The sequence below is a fragment of the cf. Phormidesmis sp. LEGE 11477 genome (assembly GCF_015207105.1).
GTDB lineage: Bacteria > Cyanobacteriota > Cyanobacteriia > Phormidesmidales > Phormidesmidaceae > Phormidesmis.
On sequence record NZ_JADEXO010000107.1, the window covers coordinates 1 to 21,752 of the forward strand.

Sequence of the window (21,752 nt, forward strand, 5' to 3'; positions counted from 1 at the left end):
CTCTTCTTCTGAGCGGCCTAGGGTCTCTTGATACACCGCGAATAGCTTCAGCGTGATTGTTATTGTCTCAGTGATTGTCTCGCTCATAATCTGTTCTTGCCGTCTGTTCTTACACTCTGTTGCTGTTTTTGGCTCCTTCTAAAGACGCTGCCAAACTCTTCAATAGGGCTCTTTCTTGGTAGGGTTTAGAGAAATAAGCGGTTGCGCCAAGGTCCATTGCTAAGTCGCGGTGTTTATTGCTGCTGCGAGAGGTCAGCATAGTCACTGGAATCTTCGCATATTGTGCCTGTGCTCTTAGCTTAGAGAGAAAACTATAGCCGTCCATCTTAGGCATTTCTATATCGCAGATAATGCTATCTATAACCAAGTCAGTTCCTAGCTTTTCCAACGCATCTTCACCGTCGCGGGCTTGCACTACCTCGTACCCGGCTTTCTCTAAGGTGAGCGCTAGCAGCCTGCGTACGTTCATAGAATCGTCAATTACCAGGAACCTAGCGCGGCGATGAGCTTCCTGGTTGGGAACGACCTGTAAGCTGATCGGATCGATCGCACCATTGACGACTGGGTTAGAATACAGTGTCTTTGCTGAGTGAATGCCTGACGTTTCGCAGCCAATGACCCATCTAGCGAAATTGGTCAGACTGATGATAGGAACCACTTTGCCGTTCTCAAGGATGGTGCAGTTGCTAAAGCCAGTCGGTAGAGCAGCGGGGCCTTCTACTTGGCGAATGACGACTTCTTGCTCGTTCCAGTAGCGATCTATCTGCAGCCCTAAGCGCCGTTCGCCCATGCGAAATATCAACACGCTAGGGGTATTGATGCAGGGCTTGGTTTCTAGGCTATCAGTCTGCCTAGGACAGTTGAAAGCTAACCAGTTAGAAAGACGGATTAGACGGACGGCGCTGTCTTTAAAGGCAAGCATCTCCTTGCCGTCGGCGCGGTAGATATTGTCTGGATCTAGTACGGTGACTGCTTCGATTCGATCGGTCGGTACGGCAATAGGCATGCGGTTGCCTTCGACTAGGATGATGCGAGTGATCGAAAGGGTGTATGGCACGGATAGGGTGAAAGTGGAGCCCTTGCCAGCTTTGGTGTCGACGCTGATGTCGCCGCGAATCTGGGTGAGGTTGTTGCGAACAACGTCCATGCCGACGCCGCGCCCAGAAAGCGCGGTGACCTGATCGGAGGTGCTAAAGCCTGGCTCAAAAATGAGTGAGAGTAGTTCGTTTTTGCTAGCGGCGCTCAGTAGTTCAGCGTCTAGGCCCATCGATTGAGCGCGATCGCGAATCTTTTCTATGGCAATACCTTTACCATCATCGCTGATCGTAATGACCGTACGATTGTTTTGATTGGCGGCTCGAATGGCAATCGTCCCAGTGCCGCTTTTGCCCTGACGTTCTCTACTTTCTGGCGGCTCGATACCGTGGTCAAAGGCATTACGCACGATATGCATCAATGGATCGCTTAGCGCCTCTAGAATATTGCGATCGATTAAGGTGTGCTCGCCCTCTAACTGGAGCTCTACTGACTTGCCGTGCTCTATCTCTAATTCTCGCAGCGCCCGAGGAAAGCGGTTGGTAATATCAGCGAGTGGACGCATCCGTAGCTGGTTCAAGTTGCGCTGCAAACGACGATTGGTGCGATGCATCACCCGAGTGGTTTGCTCCGTTTTGTCGATACTCAGCTCTAAATCGGCGGCGACTTCTTGAAGTTTGACTACAGATTCAACAATCTGGCGAAAAGGCAAATGGGTCTCGCTGTAGCGATCGAGCTCTAAAAGGTCGAAGTTTTGGCGAAAGCCTAAGTCAGTGTCATTAATATCAGCGGCGCTGTTAGATACCTGGCTATCAGATGCCTTGGCGATAGATGCGGGCGTGGGCTTGCTGGTCATATTGGTCAAAGACGGACTGGCTGTGGCTTGAGGCAATACCATTTGGGGTCTAGTGGATAGCTGCTCAGCCTCGGCCTGCTCGTAAAGGTCTTTGACATCGTCGTTGATTTCATCGAGCGATCGCAGCTTTTGACTGAGGTCTTTGACGAGCGATCGCATTCTTTTGACTTCAGCGTCGAGGCGATTGTGCTCAATTGTTAGCTCGCCAAAATCACTGTTGAGCTCGTTGAGCTTGCGGACGGATACCCGTACGGTGTTGTCAGTTAGCTCAGGCTCATCACCTGGCGATTTTGATGCGATAGTCGGCAGGCGAAAGGCCGTCTCGGATCGATCTAGTGGCTCACCTACCAGCGCGTCTGTCGGCTGTTCAACCTGCTCAAAGACGCCTGCGAAAGCATCCACTTCTAGCTCGCTACTGTCTGCATCGTCAACGGCGTCATCAACGGCGTCATCAACGGCGTCGTCAGCGCCTAAGCCAATGTCCGAACTAGTCTCTACGCCAGCATCCAAATTTGACTCTAGATCAGTGCCTAAAAAGGTCTGCTCAGCCGGGTCATCATCACCTAGCGCATCGCTTTCTAGGCTTAGCCCAGAAAAGACATTCTCAACTAAGACATCATTCTCTATGCCTAGATTCTCTATGTCTAGGTTGGCAAAGACATTACTGACTAGTTCATCGTTCTCTGCACCTAGATCTGTGCCAAAGTCTGTGCTGAGTCCTGCGCCGAAGTCCATCGAATCACGGCTTTCTGTTGCTTCTATTTCTGTTGCTTCTATAGCTGCGATCGCATCAGCAGACCCACTTTCAAAGTCGCTATTGGTAGCCCTGAAGCTGATTCCTGTCAGCTGACTAGGCATAGATTCAGCGTTGCCCGTAAGCACTAGCGCCTTTGCCCGCTTCCAGCTAGCCAACGCCGCTTGAGAGACCTCTTCTATCTGCTGAGTAGCTTGAGCCGTTGTCGCGTAGGCTTTTACTGACTGACAGAACTGAACAAACAGCGGCAGACTGAGCATCTCACCTAGTACCGATAGCTCTTGAGCCATCACTACAACTTCCGCTTGTAAATTAGGGGCGCGATCAGCCAAAAGCGAGTCTAACCGCTCTAGGATGCCGTCGATTTCTGCCTGAAAGATCAAAGGCGTTACGTCTTGGCTTTCGTCGGCATCCAACATAGAGGCCGCATCTTCTGCGGACGGCTCGCCCAGCGTATCGTGCAGTGCCTCAAAGATAGGCATGATCTGACGCTTGATCTGGTCTGGTGCTGATTGGTCTGATGCCGGCAGATCTGATGCTAGCGGTGCGGGGCGGCGATCGCGTTCTACAATCTGTCGGATGGCATCTACTGCGCTCAGCATCTGGCCTTCTATATCGCTAGTAATTCCTTCGCTGCGCTGCAGCTTCAACACCTTGAGTGCATCTTCTAGCCGATGCGCTAGGTCGCTGATCAGGGCATAGCCCATCAGTGCTGCGCCGCCTTTAACCGAATGGGCAGCTCGCAGCGCTGTATTCATCTCCTGGGTTTCTACACCTCGCTGAGCGATACCTAGCAGCGTGGTTTCTAGCGTATTCAAATATTCATCCGCTTCATCTAGAAACTGTAGGCGAATCTCTGCTTCTCTATCCACGGCTGGCCTCCTGGGAGACGGAGCTATCCGCACTAGGCGCTTGTGAGTCTACAACAAAGGTCGCTACTTGCGCTTGCAGATTTTGTGCGACCCCTACGGTCTGGTTTAGCGCTTCAGATACCTGCTCAGACGAAGCTGAAGTTCGCTTGGCTAGCTGGGCAATCTTTTCTATTAGCGCGTATACCGATGTAGAGATTTGCACTTGTGAGCTGGTCGCCTGTGATATGGATCTAGCGAACTCGTCCATCCTTTGCGAGCCAATTAGGATCTGGCCCAAACTTGCCCGTGCCTCTTCTACCCGCTGAGTCCCTTCTACCACTTGCGATGTGCTCTGCTCAATCGCAGTGACCACATCGCCAGTCTCTCTTTGAATCGTATCTACAATTCGCTCAATCTCTTCTGTGGCCGCAGCAGAGCGAGTTGCCAGTTCGCTAACTTCCTCAGCTACGGCTGCAAAGCCCTGTCCATCTTCTCCGGCTCTAGCAGCCTCAATTCCAGCGTTGATCGCCAGTAGATTAGTCTGTTGAGAAATCTGATTGATCAGTGAAACTGCTTTGGTGATCTGTTGAGAAGATTCGCCTAGGCGCTTCACTTTCTTAGCGGTAAAGCCAACAGTTTGGCGCAGTCCCATAATGTTGTTGACTGTCAGATCCATCGCGGCCTCACCCTGGTTGGCGGTTTCAGAAGCGCTTTTGGCTACGGCAGCGGCCTCTTTTGCCTGCTGAGCCACCTGCTGAATCGAGTCAGTCATAGCCTCTACAGAATCTAGCGTCAACGTGGTTTGCTCAGCTTGCTGCAGCGCGTCTTCTGCCAGTAGGCGGATGGCAGCTTCGTTTTGCCATAGGGCGTTGTTGACCTGATCAGTTGAGCGTTTTACCTGGGTGACCACCTGCCGCAGGCTTTCTACAATTGCGTTAAAAAAGTCGGCGACAGTGCCAATCTCACCAGCTGATACATCAGCGCGTACCGTCAGATTGCCATCGGCGACAGCTTCTACGTCGCTCAGCAGGTTCACAAGCTGGATTTCTATCTCTTCTTGGCGACGTAAGCGTTCTGCCGAGAGGGCGTTTGCTCTAGTGAGCGCTCGTTCTTTTTGCCAGGTGGCTTCGGCTTGCTCTAGCGCGTAGCCTAGCTGGGTGGCCACTCGCTTAATAAAGCTAATAGATGCCTGAGACCATTCCCTAGGCCCGGTGCATTCATGGGCTACGAGTAGTCCTAATAGCCTATCTTCTACTACGATCGGGGCAACTAGGTTAGCTTTGACCTGGTAGGGCTCTAGCTGCTGAAGATGGCAGGTGGTTAGTCCGGCATTGTAGATATCTGTAGTTGCCTTTATGCGGCCAGCGCGGTACTTCTCTACATAGTTTTGAGCAAAGCAGGGGTCGGCGATGTTGACGCCTTGAGCGGGTGTCCACTGTGGGTCGACGGCTTCTGCCACAATAGTCCCTTTCCAGCTTTCGTCAAAAAGATAGATGATGACGCGGCTGGTATTAAGGGCGAGTTTAACCTGGCGAGTAACTGTGCGAAATATGCGATCGCGAGTTTCCTCTGAAGAGGTTTCACTAGCGCTAGCTGTTCTAATATCAGTGACCAAGCGAGCTAGCTGCTGCTCTTGTTTTACAGCCTGTCGCTGAGTTTCTAGTAGCTGAGCCTGTGACAGGGCATAGCCAATTTGAGTGGCAATCTGCTGCATCATATTGAGCTCTTCTGGCTGCCAGTGACGCGGTCCGCTGCACTGATGGGCACAGATCAATCCCACTAGCCGATCGCCGACGATGAGCGGTGCAACCATATTGGCTTTGACTTCTAGCTCGCGTAGTAGCTGGCAATGGCACTCAGTGAGGTCTGCGGTTTCGATATCGCTGACCGCAGAGATCTGACCGGTCATGAAGCGCTCGACAGAATCTGGCATCATTGGATCTTCTAAGTGCTGACCGCCGGCTCTAATCCAGCCTTTGCCCACTGATTCTGCGGCGACATCACCACCTCTATAGTCGGCGTCAAACTTATAGACAATGACTCGATCGACTTCTAGAGCTTCTCTAGCTCGTTCGACGCCGATGGCAAGGATCGCCTGAGGCTCTAGAGCTTGGCGGATCTGACTGGTAAATTCTGCGAGTGATCGCGCCCGCCTAGCAGATTCTGTTTGGGTTTGGGTTTGAAAGCGTAGAGAGGATTCGGAGGTCGCTACAGAAGCGGCTAATTCGTTGAAGGCGCTGGCCACTCGTCCGACTTCGTCACGGGCGAAGACATGAGCGCGGGTGATACGGTTGCCTGAGGCAAATTCTTCTGTGGCTACCTGCAGTTCTCGTAGTGGCTCTGCAATAGAGCGCCCTAGCAGTTTCGCTATTAGCACATCTATCAAGATTGCCAGCAGCGCCGCACCGGTCAAGAGTCCGGTTGCATTTCTTTGTAGGGTTTGCAAAGCGCTTTCTGAGAGCCCTCGCTGAATGACGCCAATGGCTCGTCCGTTGCCATCGACAATTGCAGTGGCCGCCACTGTATAGCGATCGCCGTTGAATCGCCTGATGCGATCGCTGACGATACCAGGTCTTTGTCCATTGCCTGCTGCTTGAATAGTTTGGGTTAGAAAGTTAAAGCTATCAGCGCTATCAAACTGCTGCCCAGCTAGAAGCTCACCTGAATCAGCTAGAGCCACTGACTCAAACGAACCGCTGGGTTCTCGCAAGGATATCTCGGTATAGCCACCTGGAAAGGCAGTGAGTGCGTTCGCGACAGCTAGCGTGTCTTGATTGACGATATCACCTGTGATTAAAGCGCCAATCGGCTGCGTGGGAACGCCAGCATCATCTAGCGAACTGCCCGATGCGAAAATAGGCCTGACGACGTACTGCACCAGCGCTGCTTCGTCGATCGAACTGGGTACAGAAAGCCCCTGTTGTTCAAGCGCCGCAATTGGCTGCAGGCTAAGTGCTACTCTGGGCTGCCGTTGGCGCAACGCACTAGCAACCAGATTGTCTGGATTGAAAAGGTCATTATTACGGGTGGTGTTACCGCTCGCAATCACCTGAAAGTTCGTATCTACTAGCGCAATATACTCTAGCTGATTGGCCTCTAACCGGGTCCGAAGGTAGCTACGCATAGCCTGGGCCAGCTCCTCTTCGATCTCACCTTCAGGCGCTAGCGCTGCTTTAGCCTCTGCAGCCTCTAGCACTACGTCTGGACTCAATTCAGGTTCTGCCGATGCTTGGGTGAGGGTGCTGACCGTGGCAGAGAGTTCAGAGGCTGCCTGATTCAAAAGCAGGCGGCGACCGGTCGCTGATAGCAATAGTAGGCTGACCCCAATTACGCCCAGTACAGAAATTATTTTGGAACTGAGGAGTCCAGCTAGCTGCTTGTCGGCGACTGGTAAGTCGTTAAACCACTGTAAGAAGGCAGACTTGCTCGCCTTTGTCACTCGGATTTTGTCGGGTGCGTAGCGCTCTCCGCTATACTGCACGCCTCGGTAGGTCAGCTCGTCTTCTCCCTGGTTCCCAGCGAGCAAGCGAGCATTGATAATTTTTTGAGCCAGCTCACGTTCTCTGTTTCCCTGATACTGGCCACCGCGATAGACCAAAGCCTCTCTTTCGCTTGGCGTGTTTTGAGTCTCTCTTCGAGACTCTCTTTTGTCCCCACTTTGAGACTCTCTTTGGGCTTCTGTCTGGGTAGCCGCTATATGCTCGTTAGGCAGAGGCTGAGGCACTGCTGAGCTATTCGCTTCATTCCCATTCATGTCTGCTGTCATCGTTTATGACCCTTGAAAAATGGACGATCGTAGAACAGCCTCAGCATCTAACACCAGCAATATCTGCTCGTTCTGTACGGCGCAACCTCGAAGATAAGGCACCAAGATTGGACTTACTTGTGTAGGAACAGGCTGCAGAGCCTCGGTCGGTAAATGAATAATTCCATTGATCTCATCGACCACTAGGCCCAAAGAAAGGTTCGAAGAGCCCGCCGATGAGTCTAGACCTGATTTGACAATGACCGTACTATGCTGCTGCCTAGGTTTGTCTGGGACAGCTAAGCCTAATAGCTGCACCAGGTTAGCGATCCAGATGACTCGGCTACGGCGATTGACCAGACCCAACAGGCAAGCAGGCATGTTGGGCATAGGGGTTACCTGCGTAGTTGAGAGTACGGTGGCTTCTTCTACTGCGCTTGCAGCTAGCACAGCAGGAACGCTAGGAGCGAGCTGAAACTTAAGATAGGCTTCGCCAATAAGTAGACGATCGGGGACGGCAAGCTCGGTCTTCACAAGTAGTTAGTATCTAAGTTCGTTTAAGTGTTCTCTCTGATGACATCCCTGCTGCTACCTTTATCACACTTTTTAGCTTGGTCTGTCTAACCTTGCCTACAGCCATACAGATATATTCGATATCTGCTATCGATCATAAAGAATCCAGGAAGAATCTGAGTAAATTCCTCACTCTCGTCTCGATATCCTCACCTCAGTACCGTTTTTACCGCTTCTATTAGCTGCTCTTGGGTATATGGCTTCGTTAGATAGACCGCCGCGCCCTGTCGCTTTCCCCATATCCGATCGATAGTCTGTCCTTTAGAAGAGCACATGACCACTGGCACCGTTTGGGTCGCTGGCGTGTTTTTTAGCTGACGACACAGCTCGAAGCCGCTGATTCCTGGCATGACAATATCAGTCACAATCGCATCTGGCTGCTGGGCGATCGCTTTATCTAATCCCTCTACCCCGCTTGCGGCTTCGATGACGCTGTAGCCTGCCTGCTGTAGATAGTGACTCATCAGCTCTAGCTCTGATGCTACGTCCTCAACAATAAGCACCGTGGCGGTCTGAATAGTAGGCATGGCAAAACTGTCCTAGCGTGTCGTCGGTAGATGCTTAAATACCATCTTTAGCAGGTCGGATTGAGTGAACGGCTTGGTGAGATAGCCAGAGGCGCGAACAAGCTTGGCCCTAGCTCGATCGATCAGACCGGTATTGCCCGTTACCATTACGATCGGCGTGCGCTTGTAGCGGGGGTGGCGACGCAGCAGGGCGCACAGCTCATACCCATCGAGGTTGGGCATGGTGATATCTAGAAGGATTAAATCGGGTTTGCTGCGAACGATCTGCATCAGGGCTTTGACGGGATCGTTAATCGCCACCACTGAAAGGCTTTGATCTTCTAGAAACTTTTGAATGGCGTTGAGCACAGTGGGGCTGTCATCGATGCAAGCGACCGTGTATGTGGTTTGTCTGAGGCTCTCTAGATTAGCCTGGTGAATGCTGCTTGAGCCAGTAGCCTTGTCAGCAAGAAACTGTTTAGTTTGACCCTGGCCGTTCTGCGAATTGCCTAAGCGAGCAGGTGCTTGAGTAGGACTAGGTGGGTTCGCTGTGTCACTCACTGCGGTCATGGCGTTGGGCAGCCGACTAGTGACGGCCTGCCCAGCTGCTCTTTGCTTACTGTTGCGCTGACAAATCTCGACGATGGGGCGCAAATCCAGTCGGCAATAAGTTGGGATGCTCTCGATTTGGGTGCGTGAGATCAGCTCGTAGCTGCCTTCGCGAATATTCAAAAAAGGCTCGATGACTTCAAGGGCGATCGCGCCGACGATCTGCCCTGCCTGTTCATCGCTGAGATACTTCTGTTCGACTAGCCAGCACAAAGCGCGATAGTCGCGGCTGATGACGTCGGCCACCTGATCGCCTTCTTCAAACAGCAGCCGCATTTGCTCACAGATTGATGACGGTACGCCAGTGGCCGCTGCCTGCAAGTGTCTGATCAAGCGGTCAAAGCTATTGACTGAGTTGGTGGCAAAATTAAGCTGCCCTCTCTCAAGTAAAAGCCGCCATTGTGCAGGTTGCCTTTCAGCAGAATTCCATTCAGGATAAGAGGCGGTTAGCCGCAAACAGCCACTTACCTGTCGGCTAATCAGTTGCGCTAACAAACTCAACGGATGCAGTTTGTGCGCGGTGCTGTGAGCTGCACTCGATCGGGTGTTTATCATCTATGTATTTTCTGTATCTGTGCTGATATTATCTACGCTGAGCTTTTGCGATCGCGAGCTACCGATGAGCCACATCAGGAAAGATCTCGCCGCCAAAGAAGTACAGAGCCGTAAAACTACACTCTGTGAAGCACCTGGTGATAGTTTACTACAGTAGATTTACTACAGTTCAGATGCTCGATAGCTTACGGTGCCTCTATCTTCTGATTAATCAGTACGAGCAGCGAATAAAAACAGATGCATTGCTAAGCGGATATACCGCTAGACCGCTTGCCTTTGAATCGTTTGGCCATCTGCTCTAGAGTTTACTGCTCTCTCTTTTCAGTTCGCCAATATCAGTTCGCCAATATCAGTTCGCCAATATTAGGTCGCCAATATCAGGTCGCCAATATTAGGTCGCTAACATCAGTCCGCTGATACTTGTTCTGGCAAAAGCTCAACCTGCGTACTGGGCAGACTGCTTTCTCGGGTAACGTCTTTGACTTCACTGACTCTAAAAACAAATTTGAAAGGTTGATTCATTCGCCGCTCAATGTAGTCTTCTAGCAGCCCTACCTGCTTGGGTGTAATCAGCTCATTTGCGTTCACCATCATATACACCCGAGGCGGCGATACCTGCCAGTTGGTGCGACTGCTCACCAACTCCATGTTTAGGTTCTCGAAGGTGACGGTGTCCTCAATTAATGCCCTTCTGACGTTGTCTTCTAGCTGCTGCTGGCGAACTAGCTGTACCAGGCTAATGCCTAAAGGCAGCACTAATATACCTGTGAGGATGACAACGACTTCTAGTGGACGCCGCGCTCTACTGAAGGGCGAATAGCCTGCAATAAAAAAAGCCAGCATGCAGGCTAGCGTGATCCCTAGAAGGTTCGTTAGATACAGTAGACTTGCGCCCATGGCAAGCAGGCCGTTGGCCTGAGCGATGCCCAGTCCAACCACGCATAGCGGCGGCATCAGGGCAACGGCGATCGCGGTTCCGGCTAGCGTACTTGATAGCTTTGGCTGCACCTTGGCATAGCCGCTCAATCCGCCAGCTGTAATGGCAATTCCAAGGTCTAGCAGCGTCGGTGAAGAGCGCGAGGCGACCTCGCTGCCATAGGCCAAGAAGCCTGAACTTAGCCCTACGATTGCCGACAGCGCAATAGAGATACCTGTGCCGACTGCTAGCGCCTTTAGCCCCGTTTTTACTAGCACTAGATCGCCTTCTAAGATGCCAAAGGCTACTGAGCGAATCGGTGACATCAATGGCGCTACTAGCATCGCCCCGATAATCACCGCCGCGCTATTAGAAAGTAGGCCAAAGGTCGCGATTAGACAGGCCCCTAACGTCAGAACGATGTAGTCGTAATCTAGCGCTGCTTCGTCTAATAAACTCTCTTGCATGTGCTGGTGAGCCTGCGGCGATACTCGCCTGCCGACCAGATATTTATTGCGCCATGTGTCTAGCTGCGATCGCATCGAATAATCTGTTCCTAAAGGTACACAATCTTCCCATCGCTATCTCGATATCTTTATACCTGAGCAGGCGCACTTCCTGCGAGAGCAAACAAATTTGTGAACAAGTCAATGGGTTTTTTCTCACGAATCTTTGGTAAAGACAAACCAGATAACGCCTCCTCAAAAGTCAAGCGTGGCGTTGCCAAGGCAGCCTCAACCTCTACGAAATCTGACTCTACGAAATCTGAAGACATTCCAGACTATAAAATTGGCGTAGACGGAGACTTTGATGAAAGTGGACTGGCCAAGCGAGTGGCCTTAGCTTTTGATGAAGACAATCAGCTAGATGATATCGATACGCTTTGGGTTGCTCAACTCAGCGGCACCGTTGTGCTAAAGGGTCAGGTTCCTAGCCAAGACATTCTAGACAAAATGGTTTCAGTCGCTAGGGATGTAGACGGTACCGACGCTGTAGACACAGGGCAAGTCGAAGTGGGCTAAAAAACTAGCTGAGTTCTGCCAGCTGAGTTTTAACAACTGGTTTTAACACCTGTCTGGCAAGGCTATAGACTAAATCAAAAGGGAGCTATCACGCTCCCTTTTTTGTTGCTTCAATTCGTTGCTTCGATCTCTCGCTTCGATTCCTCAACCCAACCATTCTCCAACTCAACCATTAAAAGACAGCCAAAGATAATGAGTGATTCAACCCAGACTGCTGCCAAAATCCCTGTTGTTGTCAACGGAGCCCTCGGTAAGATGGGCCGCGCTATTGTCAAAGCGATTGCCGAAGCGGACGATATGACGCTGGTGGGCGCGATCGATCGCAACCCAAAGCTGATCGGTGAAGATATTGGCGAAGTGATTGGTATTGGCCCACTAGAAATTCCGGTGCTGAATGATTTGGAGGCGACGCTAGTATCCGCCCAGAGTGAAGCCCCTAGCGGCGGCAGTGCGGTCATGGTCGATGTGACGCATCCCGACAGCGTCTATGGTTCGGTGCGGGCGGCGCTGGCCTATGGCGTGCGGCCTGTGGTAGGTACTACTGGGATGAGCAATCAGCAGATTCAGGATTTAGCAGAGTTTGCTGATAAGGCCAGTACGGGCTGTTTGTTAATTCCTAACTTTTCGATTGGTATGGTGCTATTGCAGCAGGCAGCACTGCAAGCGGCGGCCTATTTTGACCATGTCGAAATTATTGAGCTACACCACAACCAAAAGGCGGATGCCCCGAGCGGCACGGCGGTAAAAACGGCTCAGATGCTCTCAGAGCTAAACAAAAGCTATAACCCGCCCCAGGTTGAAGAAACCGAAAAAATGACGGGCGCTAGAGGGTCACAAACAGAAGACGGCGTCAGGATTCACAGCGTGCGTTTGCCCGGTCTCATCGCTCATCAAGAAGTCATCTTTGGCGCAGCCGGACAGTCTTATACGCTGCGGCACGATACGAGCGATCGCGTTTGCTACATGCCTGGGGTGCTGCTTTCTATTCGCCGAGTGCTGCCGCTAAAATCGCTGGTCTATGGACTAGATAAAATTTTGTAGATAGCGCGCGCGCAGATTCAGAAAAAAGAAATATACTTTAAAAAGAAAAAGGCCCGACCCCTTTAAGCCCCCAGGGTCGAGCTTTCATTTGCGAGAGCGTACATAGTTAAGAAGCACGCTTGGCTAATTCTCAAAATGCCCCTTGAGAGTTAACTAGGTGCCGCATGTGCGCTCCTACAAAGTTAAGACTATATTCGCTCAATGTCTGCGGTATTACTTCGATGTAACCACCGAACTATAAGGGTTTCTGGCCTACTTAGAAACACATCAAGTTTTCCGTATATTTACTCTTCTGCTCTTTCCCTACGCTCCTGGGCACTTTACGCGCCGCGTCAGACTTTCTTTAGGCCAGACTGTCCGTCGCTAGACAGCTCTTCGCTAGACTGAAGCAATGAAGGGAACAGAACTTGATTGAGATGCAGCCGCGTGGACAAATTCAGCCTCTAACCCAAGAAGTTGTTCATCTGATGGCTGCTGGCGAGGTGATTGACTCGCTCTGCGGTGTCGTGCGTGAGCTGGTAGAAAATGCGCTGGACGCGGATGCAACGCGAATATCAATTAGCGTTTGGCCCAATCGCTGGCAGGTACGAGTCGCAGACAATGGCTGCGGTATGCCGCTATCCAATCTGTCGCAGGCGGCTGTTGCTCATGCTACTAGCAAAATTTCTACGCCTTTTGACCTTTTGAATATTCAGAGTCTGGGCTTTCGAGGAGAGGCGCTGCACAGTATCGCGCAGCTTGCCCAGCTAGAGGTTCGTAGCCGGGCCCAGGCCGTAGATGCTTCAGGCTACCAGGTCTGCTACGACCATTCGGGGCTACCGAGTCAGGTTAGCGAGGCGGCGATCGCACCGGGTACGGTAGTCACCGTCCGTCATCTATTCGAGAACTGGCCTGCTAGAAGACAGGTGCCGACTGCCGATAGTCAGCTCAAGGCGGTTGTCGCTCTGATCCATCAGCTCGTGCTCTGTCACCCGCAAGTGAACTGGCAGCTAGAAAAAGACGGATCGCCTTGGTTTTCTCTCTGGCCGGGGCCAACGGCCAAGACGCTGATCCCGCAGCTATTGCGTAACGTCTACGACACGGATATAGACGAGTACGCAGCAGAGGGACTGTATCTGGCGATTGGGCTGCCGGATCGCTGTCACAGGCGCAGACCCGACTGGGTTCGAGTGGCAATCAACGGTCGGCCCGTAGCGGTCGATGAACTGACGCAGACGCTGATGAGTGGATTTCGGCGGACGATTCCGCGCGATCGCTATCCAATCTGCTTTTTGCATCTGAGCCTACCGCCAGCTCAGCTAGATTGGAATCGGCATCCAGCCAAGTCAGAGATTTACGTCCAGGGATTAGAGCAGATCTGTGCTCAGGTCACCCACGCCCTTGAAAAGCTGCTGAAGATAGATGATTTAAGCGAAGGCGCACAAATTCATCGAGCGAGCGTTCTGATCAAGGCGGCTGAGGCTGAAGGTGAGTATGCCGTTTCTAGGCAAATTCAGGCTGAGATGTTAGCTAAGGAGTCAGATGCCAAGGAGTCAGACGCTGAGCAGGCGCTGGTGCATGGGCACGTTCCTCCTCAGTCGCTTTCGGATACGCTGCCGGGGAGTTTGCCAGGAGATCTCACCGCGATCGCCCAGGTCAAAGACACCTACATCCTGGCTGAACACGCTGGCGGCGTCTGTTTGATCGAGCAGCATATTGCCCACGAGCGCGTACTGTTCGAGCAACTGCAGCAGCGGTGGCAGATGGTGCCGCTAGCGTCGCCTATCGTGCTAAAAGACCTGAGTCAAATGCAGGTAGAACGGCTAGATGAAGTGGGGATTGTGATCGCGCCTTTTGGTGAAAATCTATGGGCCATTCGCTCAATTCCTGAGCCGCTGTATGACCGGGGCGATCGCACCGAAGCTCTAATAGAACTTAGCCTAGGCGCAAATCTAGAAGCTGCCCTAGTGGCGACGGCCTGCCGTACGGCTATTCGCAACGGCACCTCGCTAACCCTTGCTGAAATGCAAACCTTAATCAACCAGTGGCAGCGTACGCAAAAGCCCCGCACCTGCCCTCATGGCCGTCCTATTTGCCTTACCCTCAAGGAATCAAGCCTGGCTAAATACTTCCGGCGCAGCTGGGTAATCGGTAAAAGTCACGGCATCTGATGATCTTTTCAGTCGTCTTGCTTCCTATTAACTACTCTTCAGAGCTAGCGACAGGTGAGCAAACGCCGTGAGTAGAATCACAGACCGTAGGTCTTCTTATGGCACAGCTAGCCTGCTGTCTGCGACAAATCTAGGCTTGGCTGAGAGTTTCATACTCGACTGACCCATACTAGCCTCGGTCATCCGAAAATCCTTTGAAACCATGCCAAGAACTCCTAGCGAATACACCGTCCATATGACTTTTGACGGCGGCCATACCGAGAAAGTGCGCTTTACCACGATTCAAGAGTTTCAAAAGTGGTACAGCTCAGAGCTGATGCCCAAGGCAACTGCCGAAGAATTTATCAGCGTTCCTATCCCCAAAATCAATCCGGGCGAATACATGGTGATCCGCCCTTCTCGCGTAGCCGCCATTCGCGTAGAGCCGATCTTTAACTCTAGCGTTGAAAGGTACTAGCGCAGCGCTTCAGCCGTCTTCTCAAAAAACATCAAATGCTGTTGTGGCAGTCGATCGTCAGTTTTTATCCACCTTAGACCGACTGCTTTCATCTCTTTTTTGACCTGTCTTTGCGTCATCTTGTGATGCCTTTTGATCAATACCAAAGGATTTTCAGCCCGGTATTCTGCCAGCACCACCTGACCCTTTGGCCTCAGCGCCTTGGCAATACCCGTCATCACCTCTTTTGGGTAAGCAAACTCGTGATACGCATCAAACATCACTGCCATATCAATACTTTCTGCCGGAAGATTCGGATCGGCTTCTGTACTCAGCACCGTTTCAATATTCTTGACACCATACTGATCTCGCTCGGCCTCTAGCAGCGCTAGCATCTCTGGCTGCACATCGACTGCGATTACCTGGCCCTGGTCTACCCATTTAGCTAGCTGAAAGCTGATGTAGCCCAGACCCGCGCCAATATCAGCAACGACATCATCACGCTCTAGCATCAGCGCATCGACTGCCATATCCGAACGCTCTTCGCTCAATCGGCTGGGCCGAGCTAGCCAGTTTGCGCCCTGATAGCCCATCACATTTGCAATCTCGCGGCCATAATAAACCTTGCCAATGCCGTCTGAACTAGGAGATTTATAGCTGTAAATGCTATTAACACTACTTCCGGTGGGTGTAGCGGCTGTTGCCGTACAGCCGACAGTGAGGATCAGCAACAAGCAAAATGAAATGAACCGCGCGAGTATACGAGAATCTCTCATAATGCCTTCTGTATGAGTGCTTTCTGTAGAAGATACCAACCCTCGATTGTCACCCCTGGGGCAACGCTGGCAATCGAGCGCTGTAAATTTTGACATAGTCCAAAGCTCCTAGAGTTGTCTCATTCTAGACATTTGAGGGGAGAAGTCTCTAGAGTAAAGGAATTAAGGAAAGCTGTTGATTGGGTCGGTTCGAGCCATGAGTGCTTTAGCAAAAGTAGAAGCCTTGCGAGTAGGTCAGCGTTTACTTAATCCCAATAGGACTCAACTCGGTTATGGCTAAGAAGAAGACGACCAAACAGGCCAAAGAAGAACCGCTAGAAAAGCAGCTTTGGAAAGCAGCCGATACTCTGCGTAAAAATATTGACGCGGCTGAGTATAAGCATGTCGTGCTGGGTTTAATTTTTCTGAAGTACATCTCCGATGCATTTGTAGAACTATTTACCAAGCTAGAAGCCGGTGAAGGCGAATACGAAGGCGCAGACCCAGAGGATAAGGATGAGTACAAAGCGGAGAACATTTTCTTTGTGCCGCCCGAGGCTCGCTGGTCTTTCTTGCAGAGCAAAGCGAAGCAGGCTGATATTGGCAAACTAGTCGATGCGGCGATGGATGCGATTGAGGCAGAGAATGCATCGCTCAGAGGCGTTTTACCCAAGGTGTTTGCACGGCAAAACCTCGATCCGACCAGTTTGGGTAGCTTGATTGATTTGGTGAGTAATATTGCGCTGGGTGATGCGAAGGCTCGCAGCGCGGACGTGCTAGGGCATGTGTTTGAGTATTTCTTGGGCGAGTTTGCCCTGGCAGAAGGTAAGCAGGGCGGGCAGTTTTATACGCCGCGTAGCATCGTGGAGCTACTGGTCGCGATGCTGGAGCCGTATAAGGGGCGCGTGTTCGATCCTTGCTGCGGGTCGGGTGGGATGTTTGTGCAGTCGGAGAAGTTTGTTGAAGAGCATCAGGGCCGGGTGAATGACATCTCGATCTACGGGCAGGAGAGTAATCAGACCACCTGGCGGCTAGCGAAGATGAATATGGCGATTCGCGGCATCGACAGCTCACAGGTGAAGTGGAACAACGAAGGCTCGTTTCTCAACGATGCACACAAGGATTTGAAGGCGGATTTTATTATTGCCAATCCGCCATTTAACGTGAGCGACTGGAGCGGCGAGCAGTTACAAAGCGATGGACGCTGGCAGTATGGAAAGCCGCCTGCGGGCAATGCGAACTTTGCTTGGATGCAGCATTTTGTCTATCACCTGGCACCGGGCGGTAGAGCGGGTGTGGTGCTGGCGAAGGGGGCGCTGACGAGTAAGACCAGCGGCGAGGGCGATATTCGAGCGGCATTGGTGAAGGAAGGTAATCTGATTGACTGCATTGTGAATTTACCAGCGAAGCTGTTTTTGAATACGCAGATTCCAGCGGCGCTGTGGTTTTTGAACCGGGCGCGGAATAATGGTCATCCGCGCAAAGATGAAATTCTGTTTATTGACGGGCGCAACTTGGGGCATCTGATTAACCGTCGGACGCGGGAGCTGTCGCCAGAGGATATTCAACAGATTTCGCAGACCTATCACAACTGGCGAACGGGCGAGGATGTCTACGAGGATGTGAAAGGGTTCTGTGCGTCGGTCCCGCTAGAGAAGGTGGCGAAGCTGGACTATGTGATGACGCCAGGGCGCTATGTGGGCCTTGCTGTTGAGGAGGATGATTTTGACTTTACGGAGCGATTTACGTCACTGAAGGCGGAGTTTGAGGCACAGCTAAAAGAAGAGGCGGCTTTGAATGAGGCGATCGCACAAAACTTAGCCCGAGTAAAGCTACCGGACACACCAAAGTAATACTAATATGGTATTACTTAATCTTTTTGCTGGAGAACAAGAATGCGGGTAACCACTAAGGGGCAGGTGACGATTCCGAGAGAGGTCAGAGAAGTGTTAGGAATAACACCTGAGACGGAGGTGAACTTTGTCGAAGAGAATGGTCGATTTTATATTGTGAAGACGAGTGAGCCAGCACCATCGGGTAAGTTCAAAGGGTTTAGAGGCATTGCCACAACTCAGATGTCTACGGATGAAATTATGGGTCTGACGAGAGCGCGGTGATGAACGGTGTTTTTGTTGATTCCTGCGTGCTGCTAGATCTGTTTACTGCCGACCCGCAGTGGGCTGACTGGTCGGAAGCTGTCCTGGAACGCTACAGCCAAACGAATTCTTTGTATATCAATTCGATGGTCTATGCAGAGGTATCGGTAGGCTTTGAGCGCATAGAGGCGGTGGAGCAGGCGATCGCGCTGATGGATATTAAGGTCATTGAGATTCCGCGTGAGGCGTTGTTCTTGGCGGGCAAGGTATTTCTTCAATATCGAAAGAATAAGGGGGCTAAGCGATCGCCCCTGCCTGATTTTTTCATTGGCGCGCATGTGCTGGTTTCAGAGTTTGCTTTGATAACGAGAGATTTGCAAAACTACAAGACTTACTTTCCGCAGGCGACGCTAATCTGCCCTGATACCGAAGTTTAGGCATAAATCTACTATGACGTTGCTAAATCAAATTCGGCAGGGCGAGGGCAAGACGCTGGAACTAAAGATGCAGCTTCCTCAGCATGACCAGATTGCGAAGACGGTGGTGGCGTTTGCGAATACGAGCGGTGGCAAGCTGGTGATTGGCGTGGACGATGACCGGCAGGTAGTGGGGCTGGGCGAGGAAGACGTTTTGGACTTGCAGGATCGGGTGGCGTCGATTGTGTTTGACCGCTGCTATCCGGCGATACTGCCAGAGATTTACAGTGCGAATGTGCAGGGGAAGCTGGTGCTGGTGGTGGAGGTGTTTCGGGGCAACTTGCTGCCTTACTACCTGAAGTCGGCAGGTAAGAACGACGGGACGTATCTGCGGGTGGGAGCAACGAATCGGAAGGCGGATTTTGAACACATCTTGGAGCTGGAGCGGCAGAAGCGGAACCAGAGCTTTGATGAGGAGATTTGCCGCGAGCAGCCGTTGGCTGAGCTGGATTTGACGCCGCTGGTGGTGCGGTTTGCGGCGAGAGGAAAGCCGCTAGATGAGCAGAAGTTGAAGAATCTGAAGCTGATTGCGCTGGAGCAGGGGACGCTGTGGCCGACGCAGGGGCTGATGATTTTGCTGGGGGCACTGCCGCATGTGGTAGTGAAGTGTGCGCGGTTTAAGGGGACGGATATGAGTGTCTTTTTGGATCGGAAGGAGTATGGCGGCGAGCTGTTGGGGCAGTTGGAGCAGGCGGAGGGGTTTATTAAAAACCATATTCACCTGCGGGGTGAGATTAACGGGTTGCAGCGGACGGATACGTATGAGTTGCCGGAGGCGGCGCTGCGGGAGGCGTTGGTGAATGCGTTGGTGCATCGGGACTATGCGAACCAGGGGCGGGATGTCAAGGTGGGGGTGTATGACGATGTGGTGAACGTGGTGTCGCCGGGTGGGTTGCCGAGTACGCTGACGGCTGAGACGCTGTTGGATGGGCGTTCGGAGATTCGTAATCGGGTGGTGGCACGGGTGTTCAAGGAGTTGGGGTATATCGAGCAGTGGGGGAGTGGGATTCAGCGGATTCGGGCTGCTTGTTTGGAGTGGGGATTGGCGGAGCCGAGGATACGAGAGAAGGGTGATTTTGTGGATGTCGAGTTTTATCGACCTGGGTTTGAAGAGGACGAGGCTGAATCTGAGAGTATCGGAAAAGTATCGGAAGGTATCGGTAGAGTATCGGAAAATGAGCAGCGGATTTTAGATTATCTGGAAGCGCAGCAGTCGATCACTTCTAAAACGGTTGAAAGCTTAGCAGGAGTGAAGGAGGCCAGGGCTAGGCGAATATTGAAGGAGATGACGGATAAGGGATTGATTGAAAAGCGCGGTAGCGGGCGTAGCACTCACTACGTAAGAGTTTTAGATTGAATAAGTTGTAGCGATGCAACGGCATATTGAGTATCAGAAAAGCAATAGGTATTGATCAGCAAAATGAGTGAATGGCAAGAATGCTTACTAGGGCAGTTGATTGAACAAGGCAAAGCAGATCTCCAAACAGGCCCATTTGGAACGATGCTTCACTCTTCTGAATACACTTCTACTGGGACTCCCGTTATTGCTGTTCAGGATATCGGTGAAAATGAGCTGAAGCATAGCAAATTCGTCTATGTCAGCCAAGATACAGTTAACCGCTTATCGCGATATATGGTTCAGGAGGATGACATAATTTTTGGAAGAAAGGGGGCTGTCGAAAGAAGAGCAATAATAAAAGAATCTGAAGCAGGCTGGGTTCAAGGAAGCGACTGCATCAGACTCCGACTCAATGGTTCGATAGACTCCAAATTTATCTCCTATCAGTTTGGCAGTAAGTCGTACAGAGAATGGATGCTTCAACACGCTACAGGAGCAACGATGCCTTCTTTGAATCAAAGAGTTTTGAAGCTTCTTCCCATTATGCTTCCGTCACTCCCAGAGCAAAGGGCGATCGCACAAGTCCTCAGCAGCCTAGACGACAAAATCGACCTGCTGCACCGTCAGAACAAAACGCTTGAGGCGATCGCAGAAACCCTATTCCGTCATTGGTTCATTGAAGGCGCACAGGACGATTGGGAAGAAGTGCCTATTACAGATCTATTTGAAATTCGCGACGGAACTCATGATTCCCCTAAGAAAAAAACTGTTGGGAAATCTCTGATTACGTCAAAGCATATCCTTGATGGACGCCTCGATATCGGCAATGCCTATCTAATATCGGACGAGGACTTCAATAAGGTCAATCAACGCAGTAAAGTCGATACTGGGGACATTCTGTTTTCAATGATAGGCACTATTGGGTTGATTTACTTCGAGCAATCTCAAAATATTGACTACGCGATTAAAAATATTGGTCTTTTTAAGACCTCCCAAAATCCAGACTGGGCTATTTATACATATTTATGGTTGAAGTCTTCGATAGGCCAACAGTTTATTGACGAGCATAAGAGCGGTAGCACTCAGGAGTACGTGTCATTGGGTAATTTACGGAGCATTACGTTTCAAATTCCACAAACGAATACTTTGAAAGACTTTAATGTATTGGCTTCAGAGTATTTCAGGAAAATAAGCCTAAATTTTGTTCAGATTTTCACTCTCGAAAAGCTCCGCGATACCTTGTTACCCAAGCTTATGAGCGGCGAAGTGCGCATAAAATTAGACTAAGGAGGAACCTCTATGCAAGCACACTACGAAACCGAAACCGAAATCTCAGCCAGCCATCAGCTCATCCTTCAGCTACCCGACAACATCCCACCCGACAAAGCCAAAGTCGCCATCACCTATGAAATAGCCGAAACCGAAACAAGCCAAGACACCCTCATGGCAGACTTTTTGACTAGCCTGCCTGACAATCCTACTGGCGGACTCAGCCGAACAGAAATACAAACCTATCTCAACCAAGAACGCCAAGCCTGAGACGATAATAAAACCTTCACAGCCCTAGCTCTTTCCAGCTTCTACCCCGGCCTTCCTCAAGCAGCAAATCAAAATCAACCCCGTCCAGCGACTCCGTATCAAACACCAAAATTCCGTCCTGTTCCCTAAGCTGAGACCCCGTCAAACTGCCATTCATCGCAATATCTGCCGATGAGGTAACCTGCGCTTTAAGGGCATTTATTTTTTCTATCACAGCCTGCAAAACAAACTGCTCCAGCGACAGCCCTTGCCGACTAGCCATTTGTTCAACTTCTTGCTGCAACTCAGGCGATAAGTTCATAGCGCGCCTCACTATTTACTAGCCCATTCATTCTATCTCGACCATATCCACATAAACTTATGAGAAAGCCCTGAAGGGGTGACACAGCCTACGTAAACTGTACACGGTAAGGGAATAGCGGTGTGTAGGTAAAAAAAGATAGGCTAGTTTTACGAACCAAAGCCTATCGAATAAATATGATACCTTCAGTTTACCAA

General features: G+C 51.2%; 18 protein-coding genes. 10 read left to right on the forward strand and 8 right to left on the reverse strand.

Annotated elements, in window-relative coordinates:
- Positions 1-109 precede the first annotated feature (109 nt).
- The 6 genes from IQ256_RS22680 to IQ256_RS22705 form a co-directional block, all read right to left on the reverse strand.
- The gene (locus IQ256_RS22680) at positions 110-3,517 is read right to left on the reverse strand and encodes a response regulator (protein ID WP_193857971.1); all 3,408 of its coding nucleotides are present in this window, start codon (positions 3,515-3,517) and stop codon (positions 110-112) included.
- A complete protein-coding gene (locus IQ256_RS22685; protein WP_193857972.1) occupies positions 3,510-7,262 on the reverse strand; it encodes a GAF domain-containing protein in 3,753 nt (1,250 codons plus the stop codon). Before IQ256_RS22685 ends, IQ256_RS22680 begins: the two co-directional genes overlap by 8 nt.
- 3 nt (positions 7,263-7,265) lie before the next feature.
- Entirely contained in the window at positions 7,266-7,775 is a 510-nt protein-coding gene (locus IQ256_RS22690) for a chemotaxis protein CheW (protein ID WP_193857973.1), read from the reverse strand.
- A gap of 188 nt (positions 7,776-7,963) precedes the next feature.
- Entirely contained in the window at positions 7,964-8,341 is a 378-nt protein-coding gene (locus IQ256_RS22695; protein ID WP_193857974.1) for a response regulator transcription factor, read from the reverse strand.
- Between the two features lie 12 nt (positions 8,342-8,353).
- Positions 8,354-9,484, reverse strand: coding sequence for a response regulator (locus IQ256_RS22700; protein ID WP_193857975.1), 1,131 nt, complete (start codon positions 9,482-9,484; stop codon positions 8,354-8,356).
- Positions 9,485-9,889: 405 nt separating this feature from the next.
- Positions 9,890-10,942 carry a DUF389 domain-containing protein gene (locus IQ256_RS22705; protein ID WP_193857976.1) on the reverse strand — a complete coding sequence of 351 codons (1,053 nt, stop codon included), beginning with the start codon at positions 10,940-10,942 and terminating at the stop codon, positions 9,890-9,892.
- 108 nt (positions 10,943-11,050) lie between these two features.
- Here IQ256_RS22705 and IQ256_RS22710 point away from each other — a divergent pair, with 108 nt between their 5' ends.
- The 4 genes from IQ256_RS22710 to IQ256_RS22725 all read left to right on the forward strand — a co-directional run bounded on the left by IQ256_RS22710 (position 11,051) and on the right by IQ256_RS22725 (position 15,070).
- Positions 11,051-11,422 carry a phospholipid-binding protein gene (locus IQ256_RS22710; RefSeq protein WP_193857977.1) on the forward strand — a complete coding sequence of 124 codons (372 nt, stop codon included), beginning with the start codon at positions 11,051-11,053 and terminating at the stop codon, positions 11,420-11,422.
- Between the two features lie 192 nt (positions 11,423-11,614).
- Positions 11,615-12,463 (forward strand): 4-hydroxy-tetrahydrodipicolinate reductase, encoded by an 849-nt coding sequence (gene dapB, locus IQ256_RS22715; protein WP_193857978.1) that lies wholly within the window; start codon positions 11,615-11,617, stop codon positions 12,461-12,463.
- A gap of 416 nt (positions 12,464-12,879) precedes the next feature.
- Complete coding sequence (gene mutL / locus IQ256_RS22720; protein WP_193857979.1) at positions 12,880-14,613, forward strand: DNA mismatch repair endonuclease MutL; 1,734 nt, start codon at positions 12,880-12,882, stop codon at positions 14,611-14,613.
- A gap of 202 nt (positions 14,614-14,815) precedes the next feature.
- On the forward strand, positions 14,816-15,070 hold the full coding sequence (locus IQ256_RS22725) for a hypothetical protein (protein WP_193857980.1): 255 nt from the start codon (positions 14,816-14,818) through the stop codon (positions 15,068-15,070).
- On the opposite strand, the gene IQ256_RS22730 is transcribed toward IQ256_RS22725, so the two are convergent.
- Positions 15,067-15,921 carry a class I SAM-dependent methyltransferase gene (locus tag IQ256_RS22730; protein ID WP_228025182.1) on the reverse strand — a complete coding sequence of 285 codons (855 nt, stop codon included), beginning with the start codon at positions 15,919-15,921 and terminating at the stop codon, positions 15,067-15,069. The two genes, IQ256_RS22725 and IQ256_RS22730, sit on opposite strands and share 4 nt — an antisense overlap.
- A 176-nt stretch (positions 15,922-16,097) precedes the next feature.
- Here IQ256_RS22730 and IQ256_RS22735 point away from each other — a divergent pair, with 176 nt between their 5' ends.
- The 6 genes from IQ256_RS22735 (at position 16,098) to IQ256_RS22760 (ending at position 21,254) form a co-directional block, all read left to right on the forward strand.
- A complete protein-coding gene (locus IQ256_RS22735; protein WP_193857981.1) occupies positions 16,098-17,657 on the forward strand; it encodes a class I SAM-dependent DNA methyltransferase in 1,560 nt (519 codons plus the stop codon).
- Between the two features lie 42 nt (positions 17,658-17,699).
- Positions 17,700-17,921: an AbrB/MazE/SpoVT family DNA-binding domain-containing protein gene (locus IQ256_RS22740; protein WP_193857982.1), complete on the forward strand. Its 222-nt coding sequence runs from the start codon at positions 17,700-17,702 to the stop codon at positions 17,919-17,921.
- Positions 17,921-18,337 (forward strand): type II toxin-antitoxin system VapC family toxin, encoded by a 417-nt coding sequence (locus IQ256_RS22745; RefSeq protein WP_193857983.1) that lies wholly within the window; start codon positions 17,921-17,923, stop codon positions 18,335-18,337. The genes IQ256_RS22740 and IQ256_RS22745 overlap by 1 nt, the downstream gene beginning before the upstream one ends.
- Before the next feature lie 13 nt (positions 18,338-18,350).
- Positions 18,351-19,733, forward strand: coding sequence for an ATP-binding protein (locus tag IQ256_RS22750; RefSeq protein ID WP_193857984.1), 1,383 nt, complete (start codon positions 18,351-18,353; stop codon positions 19,731-19,733).
- 63 nt (positions 19,734-19,796) lie between these two features.
- On the forward strand, positions 19,797-21,002 hold the full coding sequence (locus IQ256_RS22755; protein WP_193857985.1) for a restriction endonuclease subunit S: 1,206 nt from the start codon (positions 19,797-19,799) through the stop codon (positions 21,000-21,002).
- A gap of 12 nt (positions 21,003-21,014) precedes the next feature.
- On the forward strand, positions 21,015-21,254 hold the full coding sequence (locus tag IQ256_RS22760; protein WP_193857986.1) for a hypothetical protein: 240 nt from the start codon (positions 21,015-21,017) through the stop codon (positions 21,252-21,254).
- 16 nt (positions 21,255-21,270) lie between these two features.
- Here the strand turns inward: IQ256_RS22760 and IQ256_RS22765 are convergent, their stop codons facing one another.
- Positions 21,271-21,555 carry a hypothetical protein gene (locus IQ256_RS22765; protein WP_193857987.1) on the reverse strand — a complete coding sequence of 95 codons (285 nt, stop codon included), beginning with the start codon at positions 21,553-21,555 and terminating at the stop codon, positions 21,271-21,273.
- Positions 21,556-21,752: the final 197 nt, after the last annotated feature.